At 45.3% G+C, this 14,854-nt stretch carries 19 protein-coding genes; all 19 read right to left on the reverse strand.

The genetic code is table 11. From position 1 onward, the window contains the following. Positions 1-3: 3 nt before the first annotated feature. The 19 genes from rplX to rpoC all read right to left on the reverse strand — a co-directional run bounded on the left by rplX (position 4) and on the right by rpoC (position 14,820). Positions 4-357: a 50S ribosomal protein L24 gene (gene rplX, locus MKY24_RS23685; RefSeq protein WP_013312155.1), complete on the reverse strand. Its 354-nt coding sequence runs from the start codon at positions 355-357 to the stop codon at positions 4-6. 36 nt (positions 358-393) lie between these two features. Then, entirely contained in the window at positions 394-762 is a 369-nt protein-coding gene (gene rplN / locus MKY24_RS23690; protein WP_007432573.1) for a 50S ribosomal protein L14, read from the reverse strand. A gap of 34 nt (positions 763-796) precedes the next feature. Further along, complete coding sequence (gene rpsQ, locus MKY24_RS23695; RefSeq protein ID WP_007432574.1) at positions 797-1,060, reverse strand: 30S ribosomal protein S17; 264 nt, start codon at positions 1,058-1,060, stop codon at positions 797-799. Between the two features lie 50 nt (positions 1,061-1,110). After that, positions 1,111-1,308 (reverse strand): 50S ribosomal protein L29, encoded by a 198-nt coding sequence (gene rpmC / locus MKY24_RS23700; protein WP_007432575.1) that lies wholly within the window; start codon positions 1,306-1,308, stop codon positions 1,111-1,113. Continuing rightward, a complete protein-coding gene (gene rplP, locus MKY24_RS23705) occupies positions 1,298-1,732 on the reverse strand; it encodes a 50S ribosomal protein L16 (RefSeq protein WP_007432576.1) in 435 nt (144 codons plus the stop codon). The genes rpmC and rplP overlap by 11 nt, the downstream gene beginning before the upstream one ends. A gap of 2 nt (positions 1,733-1,734) precedes the next feature. Beyond that, the gene (rpsC, locus tag MKY24_RS23710) at positions 1,735-2,400 is read right to left on the reverse strand and encodes a 30S ribosomal protein S3 (protein ID WP_013312156.1); all 666 of its coding nucleotides are present in this window, start codon (positions 2,398-2,400) and stop codon (positions 1,735-1,737) included. Between the two features lie 13 nt (positions 2,401-2,413). Then, complete coding sequence (gene rplV / locus MKY24_RS23715) at positions 2,414-2,746, reverse strand: 50S ribosomal protein L22 (RefSeq protein WP_013312157.1); 333 nt, start codon at positions 2,744-2,746, stop codon at positions 2,414-2,416. A 36-nt stretch (positions 2,747-2,782) separates the two neighbouring features. Further along, the gene (rpsS, locus tag MKY24_RS23720) at positions 2,783-3,061 is read right to left on the reverse strand and encodes a 30S ribosomal protein S19 (RefSeq protein ID WP_007432579.1); all 279 of its coding nucleotides are present in this window, start codon (positions 3,059-3,061) and stop codon (positions 2,783-2,785) included. A gap of 72 nt (positions 3,062-3,133) precedes the next feature. Beyond that, entirely contained in the window at positions 3,134-3,964 is an 831-nt protein-coding gene (rplB, locus tag MKY24_RS23725; RefSeq protein WP_023990557.1) for a 50S ribosomal protein L2, read from the reverse strand. A gap of 30 nt (positions 3,965-3,994) precedes the next feature. After that, on the reverse strand, positions 3,995-4,285 hold the full coding sequence (gene rplW / locus MKY24_RS23730; protein ID WP_013312159.1) for a 50S ribosomal protein L23: 291 nt from the start codon (positions 4,283-4,285) through the stop codon (positions 3,995-3,997). Beyond that, positions 4,285-4,908, reverse strand: a complete 624-nt coding sequence (rplD, locus tag MKY24_RS23735; RefSeq protein ID WP_013312160.1) for a 50S ribosomal protein L4 — start codon at positions 4,906-4,908, stop codon at positions 4,285-4,287. The genes rplW and rplD overlap by 1 nt, the downstream gene beginning before the upstream one ends. A 26-nt stretch (positions 4,909-4,934) precedes the next feature. Continuing rightward, complete coding sequence (rplC, locus tag MKY24_RS23740; RefSeq protein WP_013312161.1) at positions 4,935-5,558, reverse strand: 50S ribosomal protein L3; 624 nt, start codon at positions 5,556-5,558, stop codon at positions 4,935-4,937. A 32-nt stretch (positions 5,559-5,590) separates the two neighbouring features. Then, complete coding sequence (rpsJ, locus tag MKY24_RS23745; RefSeq protein ID WP_005544556.1) at positions 5,591-5,899, reverse strand: 30S ribosomal protein S10; 309 nt, start codon at positions 5,897-5,899, stop codon at positions 5,591-5,593. Between the two features lie 337 nt (positions 5,900-6,236). Then, complete coding sequence (gene tuf, locus MKY24_RS23750) at positions 6,237-7,427, reverse strand: elongation factor Tu (protein ID WP_028542619.1); 1,191 nt, start codon at positions 7,425-7,427, stop codon at positions 6,237-6,239. Positions 7,428-7,521: 94 nt separating this feature from the next. After that, on the reverse strand, positions 7,522-9,600 hold the full coding sequence (gene fusA, locus MKY24_RS23755) for an elongation factor G (RefSeq protein WP_023990559.1): 2,079 nt from the start codon (positions 9,598-9,600) through the stop codon (positions 7,522-7,524). Between the two features lie 47 nt (positions 9,601-9,647). Further along, complete coding sequence (gene rpsG, locus MKY24_RS23760; protein WP_007432586.1) at positions 9,648-10,118, reverse strand: 30S ribosomal protein S7; 471 nt, start codon at positions 10,116-10,118, stop codon at positions 9,648-9,650. A gap of 51 nt (positions 10,119-10,169) precedes the next feature. Then, positions 10,170-10,592, reverse strand: coding sequence for a 30S ribosomal protein S12 (rpsL, locus tag MKY24_RS23765; protein ID WP_007432587.1), 423 nt, complete (start codon positions 10,590-10,592; stop codon positions 10,170-10,172). A 144-nt stretch (positions 10,593-10,736) separates the two neighbouring features. Continuing rightward, positions 10,737-10,988: a ribosomal L7Ae/L30e/S12e/Gadd45 family protein gene (locus MKY24_RS23770; RefSeq protein ID WP_007432588.1), complete on the reverse strand. Its 252-nt coding sequence runs from the start codon at positions 10,986-10,988 to the stop codon at positions 10,737-10,739. Between the two features lie 217 nt (positions 10,989-11,205). Further along, positions 11,206-14,820: a DNA-directed RNA polymerase subunit beta' gene (gene rpoC, locus MKY24_RS23775; RefSeq protein ID WP_013312165.1), complete on the reverse strand. Its 3,615-nt coding sequence runs from the start codon at positions 14,818-14,820 to the stop codon at positions 11,206-11,208. Positions 14,821-14,854: the final 34 nt, after the last annotated feature.

Raw genomic sequence — 14,854 nt, forward strand, 5'->3', positions numbered from 1 at the left:
TAATTAGTCGATCACTTCGCCAGAACGTTTTGCAATGCGCACTTTTTTTCCGTTGTCCAAAACTTTGTAACCAACACGGGTTACTTTTCCGCTCTTCGGATCAATGTGCATAACGTTGGAAACGTGAATCGGAGCTTCTTTCTCGATGATGCCGCCTTGTGGATTCAGCTGATTAGGCTTTTGGTGTTTTTTAATCATGTTAACACCTTCCACAAGCACACGGTTTTGACGAGGGTAAGCAGCGATAACGCGACCTTTTTTACCTTTATCTTTACCTGTAATCACCAGAACAGTGTCGTCTTTTTTGACGTGAAGCTTGTTGTTATGGGATTCCAGAACTTTTTTCACTTTTGGCATTTCGTACACCTCCTACGGGCACATTTTAAGGTGAGTTTAGATCACTTCCGGAGCCAAGGAAACGATTTTCATGAAGTCCTTGTCACGAAGTTCGCGAGCAACTGGTCCGAAAATACGAGTACCACGTGGGCTCTTGTCTTCTTTAACGACCACTGCTGCGTTCTCGTCAAATCCGATGTAGGAACCGTCTTTACGGCGGATAGAACGTTTAGTACGAACAACAACCGCTCTTACTACATCACCCTTTTTGACAACGCCGCCTGGTGTTGCTTGTTTTACGGAACAAACGATCAGGTCACCAATTTGAGCTGTACGACGTCCCGTACCACCGAGCACACGGATACACATCAGTTCCTTCGCGCCGGAATTGTCAGCTACAGTCAAACGTGTAAATGGTTGAATCATTTATTTATCCTCCTTTCGGAAAAACTACACTACATTAGATTATAACAGCTTTTTCAACGATTTCGACCAGTCTCCAGTTTTTGTCTTTGGACAAAGGGCGAGTTTCCATGATTTTAACAGTATCACCAATTTGTGCAGTGTTGTTTTCATCATGAGCTTTGAATTTCTTAGTTACTTTAATACGTTTATGGTAGAGATCATGTTTTTTGTAAGTTTCTACAGCAATCACAATCGTTTTATCCATTTTGTCGCTGACTACTTTACCGACTAATACTTTACGGGCATTACGTTCGCTCATTGTTGGCCTCCTTCCTAATTACAGGCGGATTTTCCACCCGGTCTGATATCTTAGCTAATCCCAAGTTCTCTTTCACGGATCACAGTTTTAGCACGAGCAATTTCCTTACGCACAGCGCCGATCCGAGTCGGGTTATCAAGCTGACCGGTAGCGAGTTGAAAACGAAGGTTGAAAAGTTCTTCTTTAAAACCGGAGATCTTTTGTTCGATTTCAGCAGTGGTTAGGTTGCGGAATTCACTAGCCTTCATTTGCTTCACCACCCAATTCTTCACGTTTCACAAACTTAGTTTTGATTGGCAGTTTGTGAGCGGCAAGACGCATTGCTTCACGAGCAATCTCTTCCGGAACACCAGCAAGTTCGAACATAATCTTGCCTGGTTTCACTACTGCAACCCATTTTTCTACGTTACCTTTACCACTACCCATACGAACCTCAAGAGGCTTCTGAGTAATTGGTTTGTCAGGGAAAATTTTAATCCAAACCTTACCACCACGTTTGATGTAACGAGTCATCGCAATACGAGCAGCTTCGATTTGACGGTTAGTAATCCATGCAGGTTCAGTAGCTTGCAAACCGTACTCACCAAAGTTCAGTGTAGTACCGCCTTTTGCACGACCCTTCATATGACCACGTTGTTGTTTACGATGTTTTACGCGTTTTGGTACCAACATGATTAGTTGCCTCCTTCCTGAGGAGCTTGTTTCTTAGCTGGAGGAAGAACCTCTCCACGATAGATCCATACTTTTACGCCAAGACGACCGTAAGTAGTATGAGCTTCCGCTGTACCATAGTCAATGTCGGCACGAAGCGTATGCAGTGGAACAGTTCCTTCGCTGTACCCTTCGGAACGAGCGATTTCGGCACCGCCAAGACGTCCGCCTACTTGAGTTTTAATTCCTTTTGCTCCGGAGCGCATAGTTCTTTGAATCGCTTGTTTCAAAGCACGACGGAAAGAAACACGACGTTCCAATTGTTGTGCAATGCTTTCAGCAACCAGAATTGCGTCCAGTTCAGGATTTTTAATTTCAGAAATATTGATGTGTACCTTTTTACCGCCTGCGATTTTAGTAATTTCATTACGCAGATTTTCAACTTCGGAACCACCCTTACCGATAACCATACCTGGTTTCGCAGTGTGAATCGTTACGTTGACACGGTTAGCTGCTCTCTCGATTTCAACACGGGATACAGCGGAGTCTTTCAATCTTTTTTTCAGATGTTCACGAATTCTAACGTCTTCCAGCAAAAGATCACCGAAATCTTTGCCTGCATACCATTTGGATTCCCAATCACGGATAATACCGATTCGGAGTCCGACGGGATTTACCTTTTGGCCCACACGTTTTCCCTCCTTATTTTTCAGATACCACCAGAGTAATATGACTGGTGCGTTTGTTGATGCGACTTGCACGACCCATTGCACGCGGGCGGAATCGTTTCATTGTAGGACCTTGGTTTACAAAAACCTGAGATACTACCAATTTATTTACGTCCAAAGAGTAGTTGTGATCTGCATTTGCAATCGCAGAATTCAACAATTTCTCAACGACTGGAGAAGCGGACTTTGGAGTGTGACGAAGAATTGCGATCGCCTCACCAACCTGCTTACCGCGAATCAAATCGATAACAAGTTTCACTTTGCGAGCAGAAATCCGTACGGACTTAGCATGTGCTTTTGCTTCCATTGAGTTTACCTCCTCTCAAACACTACGCTGTGTTGATTATCTTCTTGTTTTCTTATCGTCATCCGTATGGCCTTTGTACGTACGTGTTGGAGCAAATTCGCCCAATTTGTGTCCGACCATATCTTCCGTTACGTATACTGGCACGTGTTTACGACCATCGTATACACCAAACGTATGTCCGATAAATTGCGGGAAAATCGTAGAGCGACGGGACCAAGTTTTGATTACCACTTTTTTGTCCGACTCGTTCAAAACCTCTACTTTTTTCAACAGGTAACCATCAATGAATGGTCCTTTTTTGAGACTGCGACCCATTTATGAATCCTCCCTTCGTTAAAACGTAGTCGTTCCTTAATATGTTAACGTGCGACTTAAGCGCACGTTTTATTACTTAGTACGACGACGAACGATGTACTTATCAGATGCTTTACCTTTTTTACGTGTCTTGTAACCAAGGGTTGGTTTACCCCATGGAGACATTGGAGATTTACGTCCGATTGGAGCGCGACCTTCACCACCACCGTGTGGATGATCGTTAGGGTTCATTACAACACCGCGAACTTCAGGACGTTGTCCCAACCAGCGACTACGACCGGCTTTACCGATTTTCACCAGTTCGTGGTCTTCGTTACCTACAGAACCGATTGTAGCGCGGCAAACTTTCAGAATGCGGCGAACTTCACCAGAAGACAAACGAATTGTAACATACTTTTCTTCTTTACCAAGAAGTTGGGCTTCCGTACCAGCAGCGCGAACGAGTTGGCCACCTTTACCCGGTTTCAATTCGATGTTGTGGATAACCGTACCTACTGGAATGTTTTCCAATGGCAAGGAGTTACCGATTTTGATATCGGAACCTGCACCGGATACCACTTCGTCTCCTACTTTCAGACCTTTAGGAGCGATGATGTAACGTTTTTCACCATCCACATAGTGGATAAGTGCGATGTTGGACGTACGGTTTGGATCATATTCGATCGTAGCAACGCGGCCCGGTATTCCATCTTTGTTACGTTTGAAGTCAATAATACGGTATTTACGTTTGTGTCCGCCGCCTTGATGACGAACTGTAATTTTACCTTGGTTATTGCGTCCAGCTTGCTTGCTCAGAGGTGCCAGCAACGATTTCTCGGGCTGATTAGTTGTAATCTCCTCGAAAGTAGATACAGACATAGCACGTCTGGCCGGGGACGTTGGTTTATACTTTTTAATTGGCACTGAGTTTCCCTCCTTACTTTACAGTTTCAATTATACCGTTTCAAAAAACTCAAGCGGCTTACTGTCTTTGCTCAGCGTTACGAACGCTTTCTTCCACTCGCTCGTATAGCCGGAATGACGTCCGTAGCGTTTTGGTTTTGCAGGAACACGAAGCGTATTTACGTTACTTACTTTCACGTTAAAAATGGCTTCGATTGCTTTTTTAACTTCGACTTTGTTAGAACGAATGTCAACCTCGAAAACGTATTTCAAGTCATTCATCATACCAGCCGTACGTTCGGTGATAACCGGACGTTTGATAATATCACGAGGATCCTTCATTACGCGAGCACCTCCTCTACCTTCTGAACTGCTTCCTTCGTAATGATCAGTTTGTCGTGTCCGAGCACATCAAGAACATTAATGCCGTCTGCGGCTACAAACTTCACACCAGGAATATTACGAGCGGAAAGTGCTACATTATCATCATAGCTAGGAGCTACGATCAATGCTTTACGATCAGCTTTAAGGTTATTCAAAATGGCTGCGAATTCTTTCGTTTTAGGTCCGTTCAGTGTAAGAGCGTCCAATACGATAATTTCATTCTCAATCACTTTGGATGACAACGCCGATTTGATCGCCAGACGGCGAACCTTTTTAGGCAATTTGTAAGCATAGCTGCGTGGAGTGGGACCGAATACAGTACCGCCACCAACCCATTGCGGTGCACGGATCGAACCTTGACGAGCGCGGCCAGTACCTTTTTGTTTCCAAGGTTTACGTCCGCCACCACGTACTTCAGAACGTCCTTTTACTTTGTGAGTACCTTGACGCAGGGAAGCCAATTGCATAACAACAGCGTCATGAAGAACGTGCTTATTCGGCTCGATACCGAACACTGCGTCGTTCAATTCAATTTCACCAACTTGGCTGCCGCTAATATTAAATAGTGCTACTTTTGGCATTTCGTGTTCCTCCTTTCTTCAGTTGTTTATTTTTTCACTGTTTCTAATACTTTAACGAAGCTATTTTTAGGTCCTGGAATGGAACCTTTCACGAGCAATACATTACGTTCTGTATCGATCTTAACAACTTCAAGACGTTGGATCGTTACCGTTTCATGCCCCATGTGTCCTGGAAGGTGTTTACCTTTAGGAACGCGGTTAGCTTGAATGGAACCCATAGAACCTGGACCTCTGTGGTAACGCGAGCCGTGTGCCATTGGTCCGCGGCTTTGTCCCCAACGTTTGATAACGCCGGCAAAACCTTTACCTTTAGAAATACCTGTTACGTCAACGAATTCGCCTTCTGTGAAGACATCAGCCTTCAGTTCTTGGCCAACCTCGTACGCAGCAAGGTCGATGCCACGAAGTTCACGAACGTAGCGCTTAGGTGCAGTATTTGCTTTTTTCGCATGTCCTGCTTCAGGTTTGTTGGATCTTTTTTCTTTCTTATCAGAGAAACCGAGTTGGATAGCTTCGTATCCATCGTTTTCCAGATCTTTCTTTTGCAGAACAACACAAGGACCTGCTTCGATAACCGTAACAGCAAGTACGTTACCTTCAGGGGTAAACACTTGAGTCATTCCGAGTTTTTTTCCTAAGATACCTTTCATGTTGACACCTCATTTCTTTTCCTAATTACATATTACAATTTAATTTCGATATCTACACCGGACGGCAGGTCCAAGCGCATCAAGGCATCCACAGTTTGTGGAGTCGGGTTAACAATGTCGATCAAACGCTTGTGTGTGCGCATTTCGAACTGCTCCCGGGAATCCTTGTACTTGTGTACCGCACGGAGAATAGTAATGATTTGTTTTTCAGTTGGCAGCGGAATTGGCCCGGATACACCTGCGCCCGAACGTTTAGCTGTTTCAACAATTTTCTCAGCGGATTGATCAAGAATTCTATGATCGTAAGCTTTCAAACGAATACGAATTTTTTGCTTTGCCATTTTAGTCCCTCCTTCTATCGCCCAATTTGGTATCGGACATACTCCGTGAAAATTTTCCGACAGCCCTCCCATGGCAAAGGGGCCGGGTGTGTCAGTAACCTCTCACATCATCGCACAGTCACAAACAACATTAGTTATTATATCGAATAGTTCTGCCTATTGCAAGCAAAAACGAAAAAACAATGCATCTTATTTTCAAAAGATACAATTGTGTTCGCAGCTTGCGATTTTCCCAAGAGAAAAGCCCCCGCACCAGGGCAGGGGCTGTTTAGCTTCGTTCCAATACAATGTTACTCGTTCCAGTACACTGTTGCTCTATTTAAAGGCTAAAGCCTTCTTATTTGGAGATTGTTGCTACGGCACCAGCGCCAACTGTACGTCCACCTTCACGAATAGAGAACTTAGTTCCTTCTTCGATAGCGATCGGGTTGATCAGTTGAACAGTAACCGTGATGTTATCACCAGGCATTACCATTTCGGAACCTTCTGGCAAAGTAATGATACCAGTTACGTCAGTTGTACGGAAGTAGAACTGTGGACGGTAACCAGTGAAGAAAGGTTTGTGACGTCCACCCTCTTCTTTAGTCAAAACATAGATTTGAGCAGAGAATTCTGTATGAGGTTTAACAGAACCTGGTTTAGCCAATACTTGGCCACGCTCGATTTGTGCACGATCTACACCGCGAAGCAATGCGCCGATGTTATCGCCAGCTTGAGCAGAGTCAAGCAATTTACGGAACATTTCTACGCCTGTTACTACGGATTTACGGGATTCTTCTTGAATACCGATGATTTCGATTTCGTCGCCCACTTTAACAGTACCACGCTCTACACGGCCTGTTGCAACTGTACCACGACCAGTGATGGAGAATACGTCCTCGACAGGCATCAAGAAAGGCTTGTCAGTATCGCGTTCTGGAGTTGGGATATAAGTGTCGATTGTTTCGAACATTTCAACGATTTTCTTAGCATAGTCGCCCTCTGGGTTTTGCAGAGCTTCACGAGCGGAACCGCGAATGATTGGAGTGTCGTCGCCTGGGAAGTCATATTCGCTCAGCAAGTCACGAACTTCCATTTCAACCAATTCCAGCAACTCTTCGTCTTCAACCATGTCGCATTTGTTCAGGAATACAACGATGTAAGGAACACCAACTTGGCGGGACAACAGGATGTGCTCGCGAGTTTGCGGCATTGGGCCGTCAGCTGCGGATACAACCAGAATCGCTCCGTCCATTTGTGCAGCGCCAGTGATCATGTTTTTAACATAGTCGGCGTGACCTGGGCAGTCAACGTGTGCATAGTGACGGTTAGGTGTTTCATATTCCACGTGTGCAGTGGAGATTGTGATACCGCGTTCGCGCTCTTCTGGAGCTTTATCGATTTGATCGAATGCTACAGCAGCACCACCGTAAGTTTTGGACAATACAGTTGTGATTGCAGCAGTCAAAGTAGTTTTACCATGATCGACGTGACCAATAGTACCGATATTAACGTGCGGTTTGTTACGTTCAAACTTAGCCTTTGCCATTTGAACAATTCCTCCTCAATAACTTGTTTTATTTTAGGCTGCCGGATGCCCTTTTGGTAAAACCTTAAGTATACCGGTCAGCTGATACATTGTATTACTCGCCGCCTTTGGTTTTGGCAACGATCTCTTCAGCAATGCTCTTCGGCACTTCTTCATAATGAGAAAGTTCCATAGAGAACACGCCGCGTCCTTGTGTACCGGAGCGAAGTGTAGTCGAGTATCCGAACATTTCGGACAAAGGCACCTTCGCACGAATGATTTGAGCTCCACTACGGGAATCCATACCTTCAATCCGACCACGACGGGAGTTCAACATACCCATTACGTCACCCATGTATTCCTCAGGAACCGTTACTTCAACTTTCATAATCGGCTCAAGCAAAACTGGTTTACATTTGTCTTTCGCTGCTTTCAGCGCCATTGATCCGGCAATTTTAAATGCCATTTCATTGGAATCGACATCATGGTATGATCCGTCCACGATTGTAGCTTTAACGTCCACAAGCGGGAAGCCTGCGATAACGCCGTTTTTCATTTGTTCCTCAATACCAGCAAGAGCAGGTGCGATGTACTCTCTAGGAACAGAGCCGCCGACTACCTTACTTTCGAATTGACTACCAGTACCTGGTTCGAGTGGTTCGAACTCAACCCATACGTGACCATATTGACCACGACCACCGGACTGACGAACGAATTTACCTTCGACACGTGCTGGAGCACGGAACGTTTCACGGTAAGCAACCTGTGGTTTACCCACATTCGTTTCTACCTTGAACTCACGACGCATACGGTCAATGATGATGTCCAAGTGAAGCTCACCCATACCTGCCAAGATGGTTTGACCTGTTTCTTCGTTAGTATGAGCGCGAAGAGTTGGATCCTCTTCAGTCAACTTACCGAGAGCTACAGACATTTTATCTTGGTCAGCTTTGGTTTTAGGCTCAACCGCGATTTCGATAACCGGATCAGGGAAATTCATGGACTCGAGAATAACAGGACTCTTCTCATCACACAGTGTATCACCTGTACCTGTATCTTTCAAACCTACGGCAGCCGCAATATCACCAGAGTAAACTACAGTGATTTCTTGACGACTGTTCGCATGCATTTGAAGAATACGTCCGATACGTTCGCGTTTACCTTTTGTTGCATTCAATACGTAAGAACCGGATTGAAGAACACCGGAGTATACGCGGAAGAATGTCAACTTACCAACGTAAGGATCCGTCATGATTTTGAAGGCCAATGCGGAGAATGGCTCTTCATCGGAAGAGTGACGTTCAACTTCCGTACCGTCTTCCAAATGCCCTTGAATACTTGGCACGTCAGTAGGAGCCGGCAAATAGTCGAGAACAGCATCCAACATCAGCTGAACACCTTTATTGCGGTAAGAAGATCCACAGATAACTGGGAAGATTTTAACTTCTACAACACCTTTACGGAGAGCGGCTTTAATTTCGGCAACCGAAATTTCTTCGCCTTCCAGGTATTTCATTGTCAATTCTTCGTCCAGTTCAGCAACCTTCTCGATCAATTCATTACGGAGTTCTTCAACCTGATCTTTGAATTCCGCAGGAATTTCTACTTCTTCGATATCTTGACCAAGATCATCTTTGTACATATGAGCTTTTTGTTCAACGATATCGATAATACCAGTAAAATCATTTTCTGCGCCGATTGGCAATTGAATCGCAACTGCGTTCGCTTGAAGGCGATCACGCATGTCGGAGACAACATTCAGGAAGTCGGCACCAATGATATCCATTTTGTTTACATATGCGATCCGTGGAACGCCGTAGCGATCAGCCTGTCTCCATACGGTTTCGGACTGAGGCTCAACGCCTTCTTTCGCACTGAAAACACCAACTGCTCCGTCCAATACACGAAGGGAACGTTCAACTTCAACAGTGAAGTCAACGTGCCCCGGGGTGTCGATGATATTGACGCGGTGACCTTTCCAGGCAGCGGTCGTCGCAGCGGAAGTAATCGTGATTCCGCGCTCTTGTTCTTGTTCCATCCAGTCCATTGTCGCAGCGCCTTCGTGAACTTCACCGATTTTGTGCGTACGGCCTGTGTAGAACAAGATCCGCTCTGTTGTTGTGGTTTTACCCGCGTCAATATGAGCCATGATCCCGATATTACGTGTATTTTTCAAGGAGAACTCTCTTGCCATGAAATGGGTCTCCCTTCAAAATTGAAGTTATTTTTTTGAGCTGAATCCTACCAACGATAGTGAGCAAACGCTTTGTTTGCTTCAGCCATTTTGTGCGTGTCTTCACGTTTTTTCACGGAAGCGCCTGTGTTGTTGGAAGCATCGATAATTTCAGCCGCCAAACGCTCTTCCATGGTTTTCTCACCGCGGTTGCGGGAGTAGTTTACGAGCCAACGTAATCCCAGGGACGTACGTCTTTCTGGTTTTACCTCGATTGGTACTTGGTAGTTGGCACCGCCGACACGGCGTGCTTTAACTTCCAGGACTGGCATGATATTCTTGATAGCTGCTTCAAAAACTTCCATCGGGTCATTCCCCGTACGTTCTTGGATAAGCTTGAACGCATTGTACAGAATGCTTTGAGCAACGCCTCGTTTTCCGTCGAGCATGATGCGGTTGATCAAGCGGGTAACCAACTTGCTGTTGTATACCGGATCTGGCAACACGTCTCTTTTGGTAACTGGACCTTTGCGTGGCATGGATATCCCCCTTTCTTACATGTTAAACCGACATATGCGGTTTATATCTCATTAGGATTTTTTAGCTTTAGGGCGTTTTGCGCCGTATTTGGAACGAGCTTGCATGCGGTTGTTTACGCCTGCAGTATCCAAAGCACCGCGAACGATATGGTAACGCACACCCGGAAGGTCTTTTACACGACCGCCGCGAATCAGCACTACGCTGTGTTCTTGAAGGTTATGTCCAATACCTGGAATGTAAGCAGTCACCTCTACACGGTTCGTCAAGCGAACACGAGCATATTTACGAAGTGCGGAGTTTGGTTTTTTCGGAGTCATAGTACCTACACGAGTGCACACTCCGCGTTTTTGCGGGGCACTGATGTCGGTAGCTTCACGTTTCAAGGCATTAAAACCTTTTTGCAAAGCCGGTGATTTCGATTTCTCGATTTTGGCTTGACGTCCTTTACGAACCAGTTGGTTAATAGTTGGCATGTTGGTTGCCACCCCCTTCCTCAATTTTTGCTGTTACTTTACAAACCTTATCTAAGCCCACAGACCCAGGCGGTTCATAAAAGAACAAATGAAAAGTCTTTGCCGCCAAGAATAACAATTCCTTAGACAAAAACGTTCCTTACCCTATTGTTTTACGATAGCAGCCATTGCGGCTCCCACTTCAATCCCACATGCAGCTCCGAGATTTTTCATTGTGTCTACGAGAGTCACTTTGACTCCTTGCTTGTTGCACAAAGCAATGATGTTGGAAGTGAGACGCTGATCTGCGTCTTCTGCCACATATACTTCTGAGGCAAAGCCCAATTCTACCATACGAATGGTTTGTTTGGTACCGATTTTGACATGAGCATCTTGCAGTCCCTGTTCTTTAGACATATCTCATTCCTCCGAAAAGACCCAATAGCATATAGGCTGCTCACGCACCTTTGCTATATTAGCATTGACTATAAGTAATGTCAAGACAATTATAAACTATAATCCATTTAAACAGAATAGTACGATTCATTTTTGAAAAAACACCGGAGCACCGTCTGCTGTAGCTTTTATGCAAAGCTTATGTCTACGGTGTTCCGGCAATCATACTATTTTTATATTACTCGGCCGAAATAGGTTCGAGTTCCTCAGATGGAGACTGTCCCTCTTCCGGTTGGGCAAATTTCACACTACGGTAACGGTTCATACCTGTTCCCGCAGGAATCAATTTACCAATAATTACGTTCTCCTTCAGTCCAAGCAACTGATCGACCTTGCCTTTAATAGCTGCATCAGTCAGGACACGAGTAGTTTCCTGGAAGGATGCTGCTGACAAGAAGGAGTCAGTTTCCAGAGAGGCCTTGGTAATACCGAGCAGTACCGGCTTAGCTACCGCTGGTTCTTGGCCGCTGAGAATCGCTATCTTGTTTGCATTTTCATACTCATGGACATCAACAAAGGAGCCTGGAAGTAAGATCGTGTCGCCCGCATCAATGATACGGATTTTACGCAACATTTGACGAATCATAACTTCTACGTGCTTGTCGTTGATTTCCACGCCCTGGTTCCGGTATACGCGTTGAACTTCCTGAAGGATATAGTTCTGTACCCCGCGAATACCTTTAATACGCAGCATTTCTTTAGGATCAATTGAACCATCCGTCAGTTCGTCCCCAGCTTCAACAGTCATACCTTCGCTTACGCGCAGGCGGGAACCATACGTTACTGAATATGTTTTCGTTTCAGCTTCACCCTGAATGTCGATCTCACGGCGGTCTTTACCTTCGCGAACTTCTTTAACTGTACCGTCAATTTCACTAATAGTTGCCTGACCTTTAGGATTACGTGCTTCAAAAAGCTCCTGGATACGAGGCAAACCTTGTGTAATATCGTCACCCGCTACGCCGCCTGTGTGGAACGTACGCATAGTAAGCTGTGTTCCTGGCTCACCAATGGATTGTGCAGCGATAATACCAACTGCTTCACCAATCTCAACGTGTTTACCAGTAGCCAGATTGCGACCGTAGCATTTCTTGCAGACGCCATGTTTAGCACGGCAACTTAGTACAGAACGAATCTGAACTTTGTGTACACCGGCTTTAACAATCGCTTCAGCTTTGTCGGAGTCAATCAGTTCGTTACGTCTAGCCAAAATCTCGCCAGTCTCAGGATGACGTACCGTTTCAAAGCAATAGCGACCTTCCAGACGGTCATAGAGATCCTCAATCACTTCTTTACCGTCCTGGATACGACTTACTGTGAAGCCTTTATCCGTTCCGCAGTCTTCTTCGCGCACGATAACATCCTGTGCCACATCTACGAGACGACGAGTCAGGTAACCGGAGTCAGCCGTACGGAGGGCTGTATCCGCCAAACCTTTACGCGCTCCGTGAGTGGAGATGAAGTACTCGAGTACTGTCAGACCTTCACGGAAATTTGATTTGATTGGGAGTTCGATAATACGTCCGGATGGATTGGCCATCAGACCACGCATACCGCCGAGCTGAGTAATCTGTGACTTGTTACCCCGCGCTTTGGAGTCCACCATCATCATGATAGAGTTGTAGCGATCCATGGACTTCATCAATACTTCGGTAATATCATCTTTCGCTTTAGACCAAATGTCGATAATCCGGTCATAGCGTTCTTCATTCGTAATCAGACCACGACGATACTGATTCGTCACAACTTGCGCTTTGTCCTCAGATCCCTTAAGAATCTCTTGTTTTTCCACCGGCACGATTACGTCCGATACAGCAACGGTTACCCCTGCACGAGTGGAATACGTAAAGCCAAGCTGCTTGATTTTATCCAGAATTACAGCTGTTTCTGTTGTATGGTAAGTCTCAAAACAACGGGCAATGATATTACCAAGGTAATCCTTGCCTACTCCGTTAGCTTGCGGAGCGTTTTGAATGGCTTCTGTAAGATTTACACCCTTCTCGTAAACAAAGAACTCCTCCGCAGTACCATAAAGCAGGTTCGCACGGGTCGCATCATTGATGTACGGGAAGCTTGCCGGGAAAATTTCATTAAAGATAATTTTACCAACCGTTGTGATCAACATCGCTTCCTGTTGTTTTTCCGTAAAGCTCGTTTTATTCAAAGCTTTAACCGGAATAGCTACACGAGCATGAAGACCAGCTGTACCGCGTTGGTAAGCCGATATAGCTTCATTCATGTTGCGAAGGATCATATTGCTTCCTTCTTCTTCTTTGTTATCCATAGTCAGATAGAAAGAACCAAGAACCATATCCTGGGAAGGTGTAACAACTGGCTTGCCGTCTTTCGGATTCAAAATGTTGCCGGATGCTAGCATAAGCAAACGAGCTTCAGCTTGAGCTTCCGCAGACAACGGAACGTGAACAGCCATTTGGTCACCGTCAAAGTCGGCATTATATGCAGTACATACGAGCGGATGCAGACGAATCGCACGACCCTCAACCAAAATCGGTTCGAACGCCTGGATACCGAGTCTATGCAACGTAGGGGCACGGTTCAGAAGAACTGGATGCTCCTTGATTACTTCTTCCAGCACATCCCATACTTCTGCACTCACACGTTCTACTTTACGCTTCGCGCTCTTGATATTGTGCGCCAAACCTTTGTTCACTAGTTCTTTCATAACAAAAGGTTTGAACAGTTCAAGTGCCATTTCTTTCGGCAAACCGCATTGATACATTTTCAAGTACGGACCTACAACGATAACGGAACGACCAGAGTAGTCAACACGTTTTCCGAGCAAGTTCTGACGGAAACGTCCTTGTTTACCTTTCAGCATGTGGCTGAGGGATTTCAAAGGACGGTTACCTGGACCTGTAACAGGACGACCACGACGACCATTATCAATCAAGGCGTCAACAGCTTCCTGCAACATCCGTTTTTCATTTTGTACGATAATATCTGGCGCACCTAGATCTAACAGACGTTTCAGACGGTTATTACGGTTAATAACACGACGATACAAGTCGTTAAGGTCAGAAGTAGCGAAACGACCACCATCCAGCTGTACCATTGGACGAAGCTCAGGAGGAATAACAGGAAGTACGTCCATGATCATCCAATCCGGTTGGTTGCCGGAGTTACGGAATGCCTCAATAACTTCAAGGCGTTTGATTGCACGGTTACGACGTTGTCCTTGAGCTGTACGCAGCTCTTCTTTCAAGAATTCCAACTCTTTGTCTATATCCAAATCTTGAAGAAGCTTTTTAACCGCTTCAGCACCCATACCTGCCTGGAAGCCATAGCCATATTTTTCACGATAGCTACGGTATTCTTTCTCGGACAGGAGTTGCTTTTTCTCCAAAGGCGTATCTCCTGGATCGGTTACAACATAAGATGCGAAGTAAATGATCTCTTCCAGAGATCTTGGAGACATATCAAGAGCAAGACCCATACGACTTGGAATGCCTTTAAAGTACCAAATGTGCGATACAGGAGCAGCCAACTCAATATGGCCCATACGCTCACGGCGAACCTTAGCGCGAGTAACTTCTACTCCACAACGGTCACAGACAACACCTTTATAGCGTACACGTTTGTACTTACCGCAATGACATTCCCAGTCTTTCGTAGGTCCGAAAATTTTCTCGCAAAATAGTCCTTCTTTTTCCGGTTTAAGCGTACGATAGTTAATCGTCTCCGGTTTTTTGACTTCTCCGCGGGACCAAGAACGAATCTTTTCGGGGGAAGCAAGCCCGATTTTCATATATTCGAAATTGTTAACGTCCAACAAGGAGCAACCCTCCTTAACCAAATCCTGAGTTTTT

Origin of the sequence: Paenibacillus sp. FSL P2-0322, assembly GCF_037975315.1 — a bacterium.
GTDB classification, from domain to species: domain Bacteria; phylum Bacillota; class Bacilli; order Paenibacillales; family Paenibacillaceae; genus Paenibacillus; species Paenibacillus polymyxa_B.

What these genes read in the sequence shown, in the direction of transcription:
- rplN (WP_007432573.1), bottom strand. Translation starts at nt 762, where the DNA reads ATGATTCAACCATTTACACGTTTGACTGTAGCTGACAATTCCGGCGCG.
- rplX (WP_013312155.1), bottom strand. Translation starts at nt 357, where the DNA reads ATGCCAAAAGTGAAAAAAGTTCTGGAATCCCATAACAACAAGCTTCAC.
- rpsL (WP_007432587.1), bottom strand. Translation starts at nt 10,592, where the DNA reads ATGCCAACTATTAACCAACTGGTTCGTAAAGGACGTCAAGCCAAAATC.
- rplC (WP_013312161.1), bottom strand. Translation starts at nt 5,558, where the DNA reads ATGAAAGGTATCTTAGGAAAAAAACTCGGAATGACTCAAGTGTTTACC.
- rpsS (WP_007432579.1), bottom strand. Translation starts at nt 3,061, where the DNA reads ATGGGTCGCAGTCTCAAAAAAGGACCATTCATTGATGGTTACCTGTTG.
- rpsG (WP_007432586.1), bottom strand. Translation starts at nt 10,118, where the DNA reads ATGCCACGCAAAGGTCCAGTTACCAAAAGAGACGTGTTGCCAGATCCG.
- rpsJ (WP_005544556.1), bottom strand. Translation starts at nt 5,899, where the DNA reads ATGGCAAAGCAAAAAATTCGTATTCGTTTGAAAGCTTACGATCATAGA.
- MKY24_RS23770 (WP_007432588.1), bottom strand. Translation starts at nt 10,988, where the DNA reads ATGTCTAAAGAACAGGGACTGCAAGATGCTCATGTCAAAATCGGTACC.
- rpsQ (WP_007432574.1), bottom strand. Translation starts at nt 1,060, where the DNA reads ATGAGCGAACGTAATGCCCGTAAAGTATTAGTCGGTAAAGTAGTCAGC.
- rpmC (WP_007432575.1), bottom strand. Translation starts at nt 1,308, where the DNA reads ATGAAGGCTAGTGAATTCCGCAACCTAACCACTGCTGAAATCGAACAA.
- rplW (WP_013312159.1), bottom strand. Translation starts at nt 4,285, where the DNA reads ATGAAGGATCCTCGTGATATTATCAAACGTCCGGTTATCACCGAACGT.
- rplV (WP_013312157.1), bottom strand. Translation starts at nt 2,746, where the DNA reads ATGGAAGCAAAAGCACATGCTAAGTCCGTACGGATTTCTGCTCGCAAA.
- rplP (WP_007432576.1), bottom strand. Translation starts at nt 1,732, where the DNA reads ATGTTGGTACCAAAACGCGTAAAACATCGTAAACAACAACGTGGTCAT.
- tuf (WP_028542619.1), bottom strand. Translation starts at nt 7,427, where the DNA reads ATGGCAAAGGCTAAGTTTGAACGTAACAAACCGCACGTTAATATCGGT.
- fusA (WP_023990559.1), bottom strand. Translation starts at nt 9,600, where the DNA reads ATGGCAAGAGAGTTCTCCTTGAAAAATACACGTAATATCGGGATCATG.
- rplD (WP_013312160.1), bottom strand. Translation starts at nt 4,908, where the DNA reads ATGCCAAAAGTAGCACTATTTAATATTAGCGGCAGCCAAGTTGGTGAA.